We start from the raw sequence: 14,915 nt of genomic DNA, 5'->3' as shown, positions 1-14,915 counted from the left end.
GAAAGCTCCAAGTCGTAGGGGCCCAAGACTGTCCGGAGCCCATTGAGTACCCGTGCCTCCCGCGTGTCCATGATCACTGCGGTCACACGATCGCCATTCGGCCGACATGAGTGAATCCGCCACACGGATGTTTATCGGCCACAGGAGACGTCATGTGCCGTCAGATGCCCTCTTCTGCACGGGAGTTGACCGATGTACCGTCCGCGCATGCCGAAACGCACGCGCTTCACGATCTGGAGACCGCTCGCGACAGCGGCCGTGGCCGCCCTGCTGGCCACGCTCCTCACCCCCGCGGCGGCCCATGCCGCGCCGCGGGAGAGCAAGCCCGTCTACTCCTACGACGACGCCATCCGCGAGGCCGTATGGGTCGACACCGGACTCGACCTCGACCGCGACGGCAAGCGCGACCGCGTCGCCGTCGACATCGTCCGGCCCCGCGAAGCCGCCGCCCGGGGCCGCAAGGTACCCGTCATCATGGACGCCAGCCCGTACTACTCCTGCTGCGGGCGCGGCAACGAGGGCCAGAAGAAGACGTACGACGCCGACGGCGACGTCGTCCAGATGCCGCTGTTCTACGACAACTACTTCGTGCCCCGCGGCTACGCGTTCGTCGGCGTCGACCTCGCCGGCACCAACCGCTCCGACGGCTGTGTGGACGTGGGCGGCCGCTCCGACATCCTGTCCGCGAAGGCCGTCGTCGACTGGCTGAACGGCCGCGCCAAGGCATACACCACCCGCACCGGCACCACCAAGGCCCGGGCCACCTGGACCAACGGCCGCACCGGCATGATCGGCAAGAGCTGGGACGGCACCATCGCCAACGGCGTCGCCGCGACCGGCGTCGAGGGCCTGAAGACGATCGTGCCGATCAGCGCCATCTCCTCCTGGTACGACTACTACTTCCAGCAGGGCGCCCCGCTCTACGACTCCGGCCCCGACTGGCTGTCCAACTACGTCGACAGCCCCGACGCCCGCGCCAAGTGCGGCGCCGTCCAGCGGATGCTCGTCGACGGCGCCCCGCGCACCGGCGACTGGACGCCGCTGTGGACCGAGCGCGACTACGTGAAGGACGCGGCCAAGGTCAGGGCGAGCGTGTTCCTGATCCACGGCATGCAGGACCTCAACGTCCGGATGAAGCACGTCGGCCAGTGGTGGGACGCCCTGGCGAAGAACGGCGTCGAGCGCAAGATCTGGCTCTCCCAGACCGGCCACGTCGACCCCTTCGACTTCCGCCGCGCCGAGTGGGTGCGCACCCTGCACCGCTGGTTCGACCACGAACTCCTCGGCTACGACAACGGCATCGACCGCGAGCCGATGGCCGACATCGAGCGCCACCCCGACCAGTGGGTGACCTCCCAGGCCTGGCCCCCGCGCGGCACCGGCACCACCACCCTGCGCCCGGCCAAGGGCAGCCAGGCGGGCGTCGGCACCCTGGGCCTGAGCAAGGGCAAGGGCACCGAGACCTTCACCGACGACCCGCAGCGCGGCGAGTCCGACTGGGCCGCGAACATCGACCGGCCGACTCCCGACAAGGCCGGCTTCGTGACCGGCCCGCTCACCCGGGACCTGCGCCTGTCCGGCTCCTCGCAGGTCACCGTCACCGCCACCCCGACCACCTCCACGGCCCACCTCTCGGCCGTCCTGGTCGACCTCGGCCCCGACACCATCCGCGACTACGCGGCGAGCGGCGAGGGCATCACCACGCTCACCGACCGCACCTGCTGGGGCGCGAGCACCACGGGTGACAGCGCCTGCTTCAAGGAGACGAAGGCCAAGACCGCCGACGTCGACCACACGGTCGTCAGCCGCGGCTGGGCCGACCTCGGCAACCACGCCTCGGACCTGACGGGCGTACCGCTCACCCCGGGCAAGCCGTACACGATCACCCTGGACCTCGCCGCCACCGACCACGTCGTCCCGGCCGGCCACCGCCTCGCCCTGATCGTCGCGGGCACGGACAAGGACCTGATCGACCCGCCGTCCACCAAGCCGACCCTCACCCTCGACCTCTCCCGTACGAAGGCCCGCGTCCCGCTGGTCGGCGGAGCCCCCGCCTTCGCACGCGCCACCGCCGACGCCCCGTCAGCCGCCCCCGCGGCGAAGCGCCTCGACGGTGTGACGACCGCCCCGCGCCCCGACCACCGCATCCCGGAGGCAGGCCGGTGACCCGCATCCGAGCACTCACCCTGACCGCGGCGGCGGCCCTCGCCGCATCCCTCGTGGCCATTCCGGCCCATGCCGCCGAATCCCCGCCCCGCACCGGCTTCGAGGAGTCGGGCGGCGCCCGCTGGACCAGCCAGGGCGAGGAGCACAGGCTCCTGGCCACGGTCGACAAGGCGAGCGACCGGGTCTTGGTCGCCCGGATCGGGACGACCAAGCAGGGCCGCCCGCTCCAGCTCGTACGGATCGGCGAACGCCCCGCGCCCAACAAGGTGCTGCTCGTGTGCAGCCAGCACGGCGACGAACCCTCCGGCCGCGAGGCCTGCCTGTCCACCGTCCGCGACCTGGCCTACGCCAAGGACCGGCGGACCCGGCGCTTCCTGGAACGCACCACCCTGCTCGTCCTGCCCACCGCCAACCCCGACGGCCGGGCCGCCGGCACCCGCGGCAACAGCGACGGCGTGGACATCAACCGCGACCACGTCGCCCTGGCGACCGCCGAGGGCCGGGCCCTGGCCGCCGTCATCCGCGACCAGCGCCCCGACGTCATCTACGACCTGCACGAGTACGGCGCCACACCCCCGTACTACGACAAGGACCTGTTCGACCTGTGGCCGCGCAACCTCAACACGGACGACCACGTCCACGACGCGGCGCGGACCCTGTCCGAGTCGTATGTGCGCCCCGCCGCGGCGCACGGCGGCTACTCGACCGGCACCTACGGCATCTGGACCGACCCCGAGACGGGCGAGCCGATCCGCCAGGTCGCCGGTGACGGCCAGGAGCGCATCCTGCGGAACATGTCCGGCGTCAAGCACTCGGTGGGCCTGCTCATCGAGAGCCGCGTCGACCCGCTCACCGAGGCGGAGCAGGCCGACGAGGCCCTGAACAACCGGCGCCGGGTGCACTCCCAACTCGCCGCGCTGGAGGGCTTGTTCGACTTCACCGACGCCCGTCGCGCACAAGTCGAGGCGGCGACCGGACTGGCTCGCCTCACCGGCTACGCCGACACCGGTCCGGTGTACGTCGGCGGCGCCGACAACGACCCGCCCGAGCCGACCGAGGTGATCCAGGACCCGCCCTGCGGCTACCGGCTCACCGACGACCAGTACGCGCAGGTGAAGGACGAACTCGCCCTGCACGGAGTGCGGACCCACGGCACCTATGTCCCGCTCCGTCAGTCCCTGCGCGCCCTCGTCCCCCTGCTCCTGGACGAGCGCGCCCCGTACCACCTCACGGTCGGTGAGCCCGACACCGACTGCTGAAGCGGCTGCCGGCGGCGGATCCTGTGGTAGGTCCTGGGAAACGACGTGGAACCGGCGTGGAAACCGGCGTATCCACGGTCTCCAGGGGAAGGCGCCGCTGATGACCGATGATCTGAAGAAGAGGGGTGGTGTCCCGAAGAGTCCTGTGGACTCCTCGGGACACCACACCGACCAAGTGGTGTTCGGGGTCACCGCCGCCATCACCGTGGCCTTCGTTATCTGGGGCTGGGCGGCCACGGACTCGCTGGAGAGCGTGTCCTCGAGGATGCTGGGCGGCCTGATCCACAACGGCGGCTGGGCCTTCATGCTGGCCGCCTCGGGCTTTGTGATCTTCGCCCTGTGGCTCGCGATCAGCCGCTACGGCCGCATCCACCTGGGCGCCGAGGGCGAGGAACCCGAGTTCCGGACCGTGTCCTGGGTCGCGATGATGTTCAGCGCCGGAATGGGCATCGGCCTGATGTTCTACGGCGTCAGCGAACCCCTCGCGCACTACACGACCCCGCCTCCGGGCACGGACCCCGCAGGCTCCGGCGAACGCATGGAGACTGCGATGGCCACGACTCTCTTCCACTGGACGCTGCATCCCTGGGCGATCTACGCGGTCGTGGGACTCGCCATCGCCTACAGCACCTTTCGCAAACGCCGCCGCCAGACCATCAGCGCGGTCTTCACACCGCTGATCGGGGAGAAGCACGCGGGCGGCGTCGGAGGACGGGTGATCGACATCCTCGCGATCATCGCCACCGTCTTCGGCTCCGCGGCCTCCCTCGGACTCGGCGCGCTCCAGATCGGCTCCGGCTTCCGGGAGCTGGACTGGATGGACGACGTGAGCACCGGCCTGCTCGTCGCGATCATCGCCGTACTGACCCTGGCTTTCGTCGCCTCGGCCGTCTCCGGCATCGAACGCGGCATCCAGTGGCTGTCCAACATCAACATGGTGCTCGCCCTGATCCTGGCGCTCTTCGTGTTCATCGCGGGCCCCACGATCATCGTCCTCGACCTGCTGCCCACCTCGCTCTTCTCCTACCTCGGCGACCTGACCCAGCTCGCCGGCCGCACCGAGGCCAGCGGCGGCGAGGGCGTCGCGGACTGGCTCGGAAGCTGGACCGTCTTCTACTGGGCCTGGTGGATCTCCTGGACGCCCTTCGTCGGCATGTTCATCGCCCGCATCAGCCGCGGCCGCACCATCCGGCAGTTCATCGGCGGCGTCATCCTCGTGCCCAGCACCGTCAGCCTTCTCTGGTTCGCGATCTTCGGCGGTACGGCGATGCGGGTGAAGGAAGGCGGCGGGCTCGGCGGCGAGGACACCCCCGAGGGCCAACTCTTCGCCGTGCTCCGGGAGTTCCCCATCGCCATCGTCACCAGCCTGCTCGTGATGATCCTGGTCGGCATCTTCTTCGTCTCCGGAGCCGACGCCGCCTCCATCGTGATGGGCACGCTCTCCCAGAAGGGCGCCCTCGAACCCGGCCGCTTCGTCGTGGTGTTCTGGGGCGTCGTGACCGGAGCCGTCGCCGCCATCATGCTGCTGATCGGCAGCGGCAAGGGCGACGCGCTCACCGGCCTGCAGAACCTCACGATCCTGGCCGCCGCGCCCTTCGTCCTGGTGATGATCGTCATGTGCTTCGCCCTCATGCGCGATCTGCGCCGGGACCCGGTCATCGTGCGCGGCCAGATGGGCTCCCAGGCCGTCGAACTCGCCGTGATCACGGGCCACAAGGAGTACGACGGCGAATTCGAGATCAAGGTCGGCCCGGGCCCCGGCACCGAAGCGGAGGGCGACCCGCTGGGCCACGACCACGCGTGAGCGGTGCGCGCGGGGGCGCCGGTGAGCCCGGCCGCCCCCGTGCGCTCCCGCACTCCGGCCGGCCCCGGCAACCTCGCCCACCTGTTCGTTTCCCATGCCGGGACGTAGCGGAATATGTCATGCCGCGCTCATACCGGTCTCGCTCTGGGGATACTCACAGCATGTCTGCCGAGTACGCGACCTTCGGCCTGGCACCGGCGATGCGTGCCGGTGGCGTCCTCGCCGACGGCGGTTACCAGGTGCACCGGGACTTCGTGGACTTCATCGTCGACGGACGCCCGCTGCTGTTCCAGCTCTCCGACCTCGACGCCGTCTCCCCGCTCGCCTCCGACGTACCGCCCGCCATCTTCACCGCACACGTCCGCAGCCTGCTCCTGGAGGCGGAAGCCCCGCTGCCGGGCGGACGGTACGTCATCTACGGCTGCCCTGAGTGCGCGGACCTCGCCTGCGGCGCCGTCACCGCGGTCATCGACAAGGAGGGCGGCGACTTCATCTGGCGGGACTTCGCCTGGCAGACCGAGGAACACGCCGACCTGCAGCTCAACGGCTACCACGGCATCGGGCCCTTCCGCTTCCGCGGCGCCGAGTACCGCGACGCGCTGGGCTCCCTGCTCGGCGCCGAGGCCGAGGCACCGCGCCGCCGGGTGCTCCTCATCGGCGCCCGCGTCGCCGTCCTGGCCAAGCTCGCCGCCGCCCTGCGCACCATCGGCATCGGCGCCGAGATCACCCATGACGTCAGCGGCGTCCCCGCCGACGAACTGCGCACCTACGGCGCCGTCGCCTTCGGCCACGCGATCGGCGAGGAGCAGCGGGCCACCGTGCGCCGCGCCTTCACGGCGGCCGGGGTCGAGGTGGCGTACGTGGTCGGCCTCGCGCCGATCGTGCCGTTGCTGGTCGCCCAGATCGAGCACGCGTTGGACCGCAGCCCGGTGGAACAGCGCCGGCTGACCCGTCTGGTCGCCGCCGACGGCGAGGCGGGCGTCGAGGTCACGTCGCCGTGCCGGGTGCGGCTGACGGCGTACCGCCTCGATTTTTTGTACCGCACGCGCATCCATGAGGTGTTCGACGGGGTGCTGGAGGCGGGGCGGCATCGGATCGCGTTGGACGCGAAGGCGGTGAAGGGGGAGTCGTTCGTGGTGGCTCGGACGGCGGGGGGTGTGTTGGTGGAGGCGATGGCGAGGTAGTGCGCCGTAGGGGGTGGCGCGAAATGCCGTCGGGCGGCTGCGGGTCCGTAGGGGCTGGTCGCGCCCACGCGGCGGAGCCGCATATCGATACAGCCCCGCGCCCCTTGGGGGCGTTACCGCTCCCGGCGATCTCATGCGCCCGAAAACCCGGCACGTCCGATCCGCCCCGGCCACTAGGATCGTCCCCTGTGACCGCCACCCTCGTCGCCAAGAATCTCGCCGCCGGACACGGTGACCGTTCCCTGTTCAGCGGGCTCGACCTCGTCGTGGCGCCGGGAGATGTGATCGGCCTGGTCGGGGCCAACGGTGCGGGCAAGTCCACGCTGCTGCGGCTGCTCGCCGGGCTGACCGCACCGGAGGAGGGCGTGCTGCGGCTGTCCCCGCCGACGGCGACCGTCGGGCACCTGCCGCAGGAGCCGGAGCGGCGGCCCGGCGAGACCGTGCGGCAGTTCCTGGCCCGCCGTACCGGAGTCGCCGAGGCCCAGCGGGTCATGGACGAGGCGACGCAGGCCCTCGTCGACGGGGCGCCCGGCGCGGACGACGCGTATGCGACGAGCCTGGAGCGCTGGCTGGACCTGGGCGGCGCCGACCTCGACGAGCGGGCGGAGGAGGTCGCCGACTCGCTGGGTCTTGCCGTGGACCTGGACCAGCCGATGACCTCTTTGTCCGGCGGCCAGGCGGCGCGGGCCGGACTGGCCTCGCTGCTGCTGTCGCGCTACGACGTCTTCCTGCTGGACGAGCCCACGAACGACCTCGACCTCGACGGCCTGGAGCGCCTAGAACGCTTTGTCTCCGGACTGCGCGCCGGCACGGTCGTCGTCAGCCACGACCGCGAGTTCCTCACCCGCACCGTCACCAAGGTCCTCGAACTCGACCTCGCCCAGCGGCAGATCAACCTCTACGGCGGCGGCTACGAGGCCTACCTGGAGGAGCGCGAGGTGGCCCGCCGGCACGCCCGCGACGACTACGAGGAGTACGCCGACAAGAAGGCCGCCCTCCAGGACCGGGCGCAGATGCAGCGCTCCTGGATGGACAAGGGCGTCAAGAACGCCCGGCGCAAGGCGGGCAACGACAACGACAAGATCGGCCGCAAGTTCCGCAGCGAGGCCAGCGAGAAGCAGGCCGCGAAGGCCCGTCAGACCCAGCGCATGATCGAGCGCCTGGAGGTGGTCGAGGAGCCGCGCAAGGAGTGGGAACTGCGCATGGAGATCGCCTCGGCACCCCGCTCGGGCGCGGTGGTCGCGACCCTGCGGGACGCCGAGGTACGACGCGGCGACTTCACCCTGGGCCCGGTGTCCCTGCAGATCGACTGGGCGGACCGGGTGGCGGTCACGGGCGCCAACGGCGCGGGCAAGTCGACCCTGCTGGGCGCCCTGCTCGGCCGTATCCCCCTGACCGCAGGCCAGGCGTCCCTCGGCTCCGGCGTCCTGATCGGCGAGGTCGACCAGGCCCGCAAGCTCTTCCACGGCGAGGAATTGCTGCTGGACGCCTTCCGCGCGGCGGTCCCGGACACCGAACCGGTCGAGGTCCGCACCCTCCTGGCCAAGTTCGGCCTGAAGACCGACCACGTCCTGCGCTCGGCCGCCACCCTCTCCCCGGGCGAACGCACCCGCGCCGCCCTAGCCCTCCTCCAGGGCAGGGGCGTCAACCTCCTGGTCCTGGACGAGCCCACCAACCACCTCGACCTGCCGGCCATCGAGCAACTGGAGTCGGCCCTGGACGCCTACGAGGGCACCCTCCTCCTGGTCACCCACGACCGGCGCATGCTCGACGCGGTCCACGTCACCCGCCGCCTGGAGGTCGCCGACGGCAAGGTGACCGAACGCTAGGGGGTGTTGTGCCGCAGCAGCGCGCAGACGAAGTTCTCCTGGACGGCGCGCAGTCGCCGTAGCAGATCGGGCTTCATGCGCGCGTTGATCTGAGTGGTCACGGAGAAGGTCAACGAACGGCGTCCGTCCGGCGTGGCCGCGATGAGCTGGGTGTAGCCCGCGGTGTTGCCGGTGTGCCCGAGCACCACTCCGCACCGGGTCGTGTACCGGAAGATGCCGAGCCCTGCGTCGTTGCGCCCCGGCCCCGCGGGCTCGGACGCCGCCCCGGGGACCCAGCGTCGCTGCTCCCGTACGACGCCGCGGCCGTACAGCCGACCTCCCGCGTACCCGCGAACGAAGCGGGTCATATCGGCCGGGGTGGAGACGATGCCGCCCGAGGCCCACACGCCGGACATGCCGATCAGCTCGCTGACGTCCTCCGGCGGCGCGGGCGGGCTGACGGCGTAGCCGTGGAGGTAGGGCGCCGGCATCCGGTAGCCCTGCGGCAGGCTGGTCCGGTGCAGCCCCAGCGGCCGGTACACCAGCTCTGCGAGCAGTCGCTCGTACGGGACGCCGGTCGCCGCTTCCGTCATCAGGGCCACGGCGATGTTGTCCGAGTTGGAGTACTGGTACCGCGTGCCCGGCGGGAACCGCAGGGGCTGATCGGCGACGTAATCGAGCAGCCGGCGGGAGTCGAAGCGGTGCCGGGGGTTGGCGATCAGGGTGTTCACGAACTCCGGGGCCTCGCTGTAGTCGGGCAGGCCGCTGGTGTGGTTCAGCAACTGGCGCAGCGTCACCGAACCCCAGGCCCGCGGCAGACCGGGCAACCGCTCGCGCAGGGTGTCGTCGAGTCGCAGACGGCGCCGGTCGACGAGGGACAGCGCCGCCGCCCCGCTGAACGCCTTGGCCGCGCTGGCGATGCGTATGTGGTCGTGCGGCTCGGGCCTGCGGCCGGTGTCCAGGTCCGCGACCCCGGCCCGGACGACCCGGCTGCCCCGGCCGTCGCGCAGGACGGCGATGACCCCGGGCGGGCCGCCCGGCGCGCGGACCAGCTCCTCCACCTGCCGCTGGAGTGTGTCGTGGGGGTGCGGCCCGGGCCGGGTGACGGCCTGCGCGGCCGCCGGGGACAGCAGCGCAAGACAGGCGGCGACGGACACCGTCCCGAGTCGGGTACGGCGGCGAGGACGAGGGGGCATCGGCTCTCCTGAACGGCGACGGGCACGCGGATCGGCGTCCAGCCTCACCCGCCCACCGCCGATCAGCCGCCCGTGCTGCTGCACATGGCGCAACGCCCCGTGCCGGTCGGCTCTGCCGAGCCGGGTGGCCAGCCCCGGGTAGTCCACGACGAAGCCGTCGCCGTCGCACTCGATGTCCGCGCCGAAGTCACCGGAGACGAACCGAATCCGGCCCGCCCCGAGATGCGTGTACGTCTGCCACGAGGCGACGACGGCCAGATCCGGCACCGACACCCACGCCATCAGGAACTCCCGTTCCCCGGGAACCAGATGGAGCCCGTGCCGCAGCACCGGCATGGTGTTGGTGAGCGGGCACAGCCCGAGGTCACAGTCGAGGGCGCCGTCCACGGCGGGCAGATGCTCACCGTTCGCCGTCCACCGGCCCGCCCCGTCGTGCCGCAGGTCGAGCGTGCGCGCACCGGCCGCGGACTCGGCGGTGACCTGGAGCCGACGCGTCACGAAGGCGTCGGCCGTGTCGAGTTCGTACGAGATCCAGTACGGCTCCGGAACCGTGCCGACCGCCCGGCCACGCCCCCGCAGGGAGCCGTCGCCGAGCTCGGCCCAGGCGGTTTCGATGCCCTTGCTCGCCGACACTTCCCAGGTGATGACACGCGACGTCGCCATGCGGTCAGCGTACGGGCGAACAGGCCCCGGCCCTCCGAGTCGTACCGGAGGGCCCGGGCCCGCGTGTCGCGTCAGGGCCGGCCCGGCCGGGGCCGGGTCAGCGCTTGCCCCGCTTGGGGTCGACCAGACCCGCGCGGCGCAAGGCGTCGGCCATAGCGCTGTTGGCCGGAGGCGGCGCCTGGCGCGAACCGCCACCGCCCCCGCGGCCCTGCCGCTGCTGCGGCGGACGCCCGCCCCGCTGCCGGCGCTCGCCGCCGCCCCCGCCCTGCTGTCCCTGCGGAGCCGCCTCGTCGTCGAGCCGCAGCGTCAGCGAGATCCGCTTGCGCGGGATGTCGACGTCGAGGACCTTCACCTTGACGATGTCGCCGGGCTTCACGACGTCCCGCGGGTCCTTCACGAACGTCTTCGACATCGCCGAGACATGCACCAGCCCGTCCTGGTGGACGCCGACGTCCACGAACGCGCCGAACGCCGCCACGTTCGTCACGACGCCCTCCAGGACCATCCCGGACGCCAGGTCGGAGATCTTCTCGACGCCCTCCTTGAAGGTGGCCGTCTTGAACGCGGGTCGCGGGTCGCGCCCCGGCTTCTCCAACTCCTTGAGGATGTCCGTGACGGTCGGCAGGCCGAACGTGTCGTCCACGAAGTCGCCCGGCTTCAGCGAGCGCAGCACGCCGGTGTTGCCGATGAGCGCGGCCACCTCCTGGCCCGACGTCTTCACCATGCGCCGCACGACGGGATAGGCCTCGGGGTGCACGCTGGAGGCGTCCAGCGGGTCCTCACCCTCGCGGATCCGCAGGAAGCCCGCGCACTGCTCATAGGCCTTCGGGCCGAGCCGCGCCACGTTCTTCAGTTGCGAGCGAGAGGTGAACGGCCCGTTGGCGTCCCGGTGCGACACGATGTTCTCGGCGAGCCCGGAGGTGATGCCGGAGACGCGCGCGAGCAGCGGCGCGGAGGCGGTGTTGACGTCCACACCGACGCCGTTCACACAGTCCTCCACCACCGCGTCCAGCGAGCGCGACAGCTTCACCTCGGACAGGTCGTGCTGGTACTGGCCGACGCCGATCGACTTGGGGTCGATCTTCACCAGCTCGGCGAGCGGGTCCTGCAGCCGGCGGGCGATCGACACGGCGCCGCGCAGCGACACATCCATGTCGGGCAGCTCCTGGGAGGCGAAGGCGGAGGCCGAGTACACCGAGGCGCCCGCCTCGGACACCATCACCTTGGTGAGCTTCAACTCGGGGTGCTTGGTGATCAGTTCACCGGCGAGCTTGTCGGTCTCCCGGGACGCGGTGCCGTTGCCGATCGCGACCAGCTCGACCGCGTGCTCCTTCGCCAGCCTCGCCAGCTTGGCGATCGCCTCGTCCCACTTGTTGGCGGGCACGTGCGGGTAGATGACGTCGGTGGCCACCACCTTGCCGGTCGCGTCGACCACGGCGACCTTGACGCCCGTACGGAAACCCGGGTCAAGGCCCAGCGTCGCGCGCGTGCCGGCCGGCGCGGCGAGCAGCAGGTCCCGCAGGTTGGCCGCGAAGACACCCACGGCCTCGTCCTCGGCGGCCGTCCGCAGCCGCAGCCGCAGATCGATGCCGAGGTGCACCAGGATCCGCGTCCGCCAGGCCCAGCGCACGGTGTCCGTCAGCCACTTGTCGGCCGGGCGGCCGCGGTCGGAGATCCCGAACTTCGACGCGACGATCCCCTCGTACGAGGAGGGCCCGTCGGTGGCTTCCTCCGGCTCCAGTACGAGGTCGAGGACCTCCTCCTTCTCGCCGCGGAGCATCGCGAGGATCCGGTGCGAGGGCAGCTCGGTGAACGGCTCGGCGAAGTCGAAGTAGTCGGCGAACTTCGCGCCCGCCTCCTCCTTGCCGTCCCGCACCTTGGCGGCCAGCCGGCCGCGCACCCACATGCGCTCGCGCAGCTCGCCGATCAGGTCGGCGTCCTCCGAGAACCGCTCGGTGAGGATCGCCCGGGCGCCGTCCAGGGCGGCCTGCGGATCGGCGACGCCCTTGTCGGCGTCGACGAAGGCGGCGGCAGCGGCGAGCGGCTCGACGGCCGGATCGCCGAGCAGCCCTTCGGCGAGGGGCTCGAGCCCTGCCTCCCGGGCGATCTGCGCCTTGGTCCGCCGCTTGGGCTTGTACGGCAGATAGATGTCCTCGAGCCGCGCCTTGGTCTCGGCGCCGCGGATCTGCGCCTGAAGCTCCTCGGTCAGCTTGCCCTGCTCGCGCACCGAGTCGAGGATCGCCGTCCGCCGCTCCTCCAGCTCGCGCAGATAGCGCAGCCGCTCCTCGACGGAGCGCAACTGCGCGTCGTCGAGCATCTCGGTCGCTTCCTTGCGGTAGCGGGCGATGAAGGGCACCGTCGAACCGCCGTCGAGCAGCTCCACGGCAGCCTTCACCTGCCGCTCCCGTACGCCGAGCTCCGCGGCGATCCTGCCTTCGATGGACCCTACGAGGGGTGTCGTCACGATCCCGTCCCGCCTTCTCACTGAGGTTGCGCGGCAATTGTGGCAGGTGGCACCGACAACCGGGGATCAGGGCGGGATCCCGGCCCCGTCACGGCGGGGCCGGAATCAGACCCGACGGCTCCGGGTACTGCCCGAAACCCCACCGAAGAGCCGCGCGAGCGCCCGGAACGGCAGGGTCACAACGGTGGCGACCGCGCCGCCGATCTGCCGCAACACGTCTGCGATTGCACGGAACACGAGGTTCACCTCCCTCTCACCGGGACCGGGTACCGCGACCGGCCGCTGTCATGCGCGGCGCGAGCCCTCACCCACCCGGCCGGAGGCGCCACCCGTCGGCGCCGCCGGACCGCAGTTCTCACCCCGCCCCAACAGATCCACCGGAAACGCCCCCGCCCCCACCACGGCCCGAGCGAACCCCGCCCCGAGCTCGGTCAGCCGAGCCACCCCCTCCGCCCCGAGCCGCTCATACGGCCCCCGGTCCAGCCGATCCGTCGCGGCCTCGATCTCCGCACGCAGCGCGACACCCTCCTCCGTGAGCCCACCGGAGGCATCCACCACGCCCCGCTCCCGCAACCGCCCGACCGCCGCGTCCCAGTCCTCCCGCGTCCACCCCCGCGTGGCGAACACCCACTTCGGCGCCATGCCCTTTCCGGTCGCCGTATGCGTCACCACCGCCTCGAGCCCGTCCAGCCCCGCATCCATCAGCACGGCGAGATGCCCGTCCCCCCGATGCTCACGGAGCAGCGTCGCGGCGTGGAAGTACGCCATATGCGGCTCCCGCGGCACCGGCAGATCCGCATGCGCCGAGTACAACGGCCGGGCACTGCGCGAACACCCCTCACTCGCCCGCAACGCGAGCCGCGCGGCCTCCGCCATCTCCGCGGACGCCACGGCGTCCTCGCCCAGCAGCCGCCGCAGCGAGGAGTCGACCGCACGCGCGCGTGCCGCCAGCACGTCCTGGGGAGAGGCGGTCGCCCACACCGCGGGCACGTGCCGGGCGACCAGCTCGTGCTTGTAGTTGTAGAACGTCGCCGTCACCGTCCCCGCCCCGACCGGTCCCAGCGCCGCGGCCCGCACCGCGAAGTTGACGGCCCTTGGGTGCGTGATCCCGAGAGCGGCCAGTTCCTCCGCCGTCTCGGGGGCGAAGTAGGACGTGGAGTGCAGGGAGTTGAGCACGTTGTGGCAGCGTCGGCCGGCACGCGGTTCGAGGGTGGCGATAGTCATGCCCGGCACATTACCAACCGCTTGGTATGTCTCCAGGGCGCGAACCGGTCATGGCAGAAAAGTTGGGGTCCTCGTCATTGTGGTCATGGCGACGGCCCCGAAGAATCGATGGCATGACGCAGCGAACCGTTCTCTTCGCACTCTTCGACGCGGTACAGAGCCTCGATGTCACCGGTCCGCTGGAAGTCTTCGCGGGGGCCGAGAAGCACCGGCCGGGCACCTACGACCTGCGCACGGCCTCCCTGGACGGCGCTCCCGTACGCAGCTCCAGCGGCCTGACCCTCGTACCGGACCAGGGCCTCGGCGACCGGCTCGACGCGCACACCACCCTCGTCGTCCCGGGCGGCCAGGGCACCCGCACCCCGAACCCCGGCCTGGTCGAGTGGCTGCGCGAGCACGGCCCCCGAGCCGAGCGACTGGTCTCCGTCTGCACCGGAGCCATCCTGCTCGCGGCGGCCGGACTGCTGGACGGCCGCCGCGCCACGACCCACTGGGCGTACTGCGACAAGCTCGCCCGCGACCACCCGGGCGTCGAGGTCGACCCCGATCCCATCTATGTGCGTGACGGCCATGTCGCCACCTCCGCCGGCGTGACCTCGGGCATCGACCTCGCGCTCGCCCTGGTCGAGGAGGACCTGGGCCGGGACGTGGCCCTGGGCATCGCCCGCCACCTCGTGGTCTTCCTGCGCCGGCCGGGAAACCAGGCCCAGTTCAGCGCCCAGCTCGCCGCCCAGACCGCCCAGCGCGAGCCCCTCCGAGAGGTCCAGCGCTGGATCACCGAGCACCCCGACACCGACCTGAGCGTCGAGGCGCTGGCCGCCCGCGCGAGCCTCTCCCCGCGCCACTTCGCCCGCGCGTTCCAGGCCGAGACCGGCATGACCCCCGGCCGCTACGTCGACCGGGTCCGCCTGGAACACGCCCGCCGGCTCCTGGAGGACACCGGCGACGGCATCGAGGAGATCTCCCGGGCCAGCGGCTACGGCACCCCGGAGGCCATGCGCCGCGCCTTCCTCAAGGCCCTGGGCGCCGCCCCGGCCGAGTACCGCCGCCGATTCCACCCCGCACCGGCCCGCTGACACCGACCACCGACCACCGACCGCCCACCATCGACCACCGATCACCCACCACCGGACACCGACCTGAAAGG

The 14,915-nt window shown here is 71.6% G+C and carries 9 protein-coding genes and 2 pseudogenes; 6 read left to right on the top strand and 5 right to left on the bottom strand.

Annotated features, from left to right (window positions below):
- Nucleotides 1–207: 207 nt before the first annotated feature.
- The 5 genes from ACP4J3_RS09850 (at nt 208) to ACP4J3_RS09830 (ending at nt 8,242) form a co-directional block, all read left to right on the top strand.
- The gene (locus ACP4J3_RS09850) at nt 208–2,166 is read left to right on the top strand and encodes a Xaa-Pro dipeptidyl-peptidase (RefSeq protein ID WP_426532508.1); all 1,959 of its coding nucleotides are present in this window, start codon (nt 208–210) and stop codon (nt 2,164–2,166) included.
- Nucleotides 2,163–3,425 carry a M14 family metallopeptidase gene (locus ACP4J3_RS09845; RefSeq protein WP_426532507.1) on the top strand — a complete coding sequence of 421 codons (1,263 nt, stop codon included), beginning with the start codon at nt 2,163–2,165 and terminating at the stop codon, nt 3,423–3,425. Before ACP4J3_RS09850 ends, ACP4J3_RS09845 begins: the two co-directional genes overlap by 4 nt.
- 100 nt (nt 3,426–3,525) lie before the next feature.
- Nucleotides 3,526–5,229: a BCCT family transporter gene (locus tag ACP4J3_RS09840; protein ID WP_426532506.1), complete on the top strand. Its 1,704-nt coding sequence runs from the start codon at nt 3,526–3,528 to the stop codon at nt 5,227–5,229.
- A 161-nt stretch (nt 5,230–5,390) separates the two neighbouring features.
- Nucleotides 5,391–6,413, top strand: a complete 1,023-nt coding sequence (locus tag ACP4J3_RS09835) for an oxidoreductase (protein ID WP_426532505.1) — start codon at nt 5,391–5,393, stop codon at nt 6,411–6,413.
- Between the two features lie 188 nt (nt 6,414–6,601).
- The gene (locus tag ACP4J3_RS09830; protein ID WP_426532504.1) at nt 6,602–8,242 is read left to right on the top strand and encodes an ABC-F family ATP-binding cassette domain-containing protein; all 1,641 of its coding nucleotides are present in this window, start codon (nt 6,602–6,604) and stop codon (nt 8,240–8,242) included.
- On the opposite strand, the gene ACP4J3_RS09825 is transcribed toward ACP4J3_RS09830, so the two are convergent.
- The 5 genes and pseudogenes from ACP4J3_RS09825 to ACP4J3_RS09805 all read right to left on the bottom strand — a co-directional run.
- Nucleotides 8,239–9,417 (bottom strand): serine hydrolase domain-containing protein, encoded by a 1,179-nt coding sequence (locus tag ACP4J3_RS09825; RefSeq protein ID WP_426532811.1) that lies wholly within the window; start codon nt 9,415–9,417, stop codon nt 8,239–8,241. The two genes, ACP4J3_RS09830 and ACP4J3_RS09825, sit on opposite strands and share 4 nt — an antisense overlap.
- Nucleotides 9,418–9,549: 132 nt before the next feature.
- Nucleotides 9,550–10,080: pseudogene (locus tag ACP4J3_RS09820) on the bottom strand (putative glycolipid-binding domain-containing protein); the annotation flags it as partial.
- A 97-nt stretch (nt 10,081–10,177) separates the two neighbouring features.
- Entirely contained in the window at nt 10,178–12,544 is a 2,367-nt protein-coding gene (locus ACP4J3_RS09815; RefSeq protein WP_426532502.1) for a Tex family protein, read from the bottom strand.
- 105 nt (nt 12,545–12,649) lie between these two features.
- Nucleotides 12,650–12,781, bottom strand: coding sequence for an LPFR motif small protein (locus tag ACP4J3_RS09810; protein ID WP_426532809.1), 132 nt, complete (start codon nt 12,779–12,781; stop codon nt 12,650–12,652).
- A gap of 123 nt (nt 12,782–12,904) precedes the next feature.
- A pseudogene (locus ACP4J3_RS09805) lies at nt 12,905–13,768 on the bottom strand (SCO6745 family protein); the annotation flags it as partial.
- Nucleotides 13,769–13,881: 113 nt separating this feature from the next.
- On the opposite strand from ACP4J3_RS09805, the gene ACP4J3_RS09800 reads away from it, so the two are divergent.
- Complete coding sequence (locus ACP4J3_RS09800) at nt 13,882–14,844, top strand: GlxA family transcriptional regulator (protein WP_426532501.1); 963 nt, start codon at nt 13,882–13,884, stop codon at nt 14,842–14,844.
- Nucleotides 14,845–14,915 lie beyond the last annotated feature (71 nt).

The organism is Streptomyces sp. UG1, assembly GCF_049974585.1.
In the GTDB taxonomy this organism is placed as follows: Bacteria; Actinomycetota; Actinomycetes; order Streptomycetales; family Streptomycetaceae; genus Streptomyces.
Note: the sequence above shows the minus strand (reverse complement) of the source record. Positions and strands in the feature narration are given on the sequence as shown.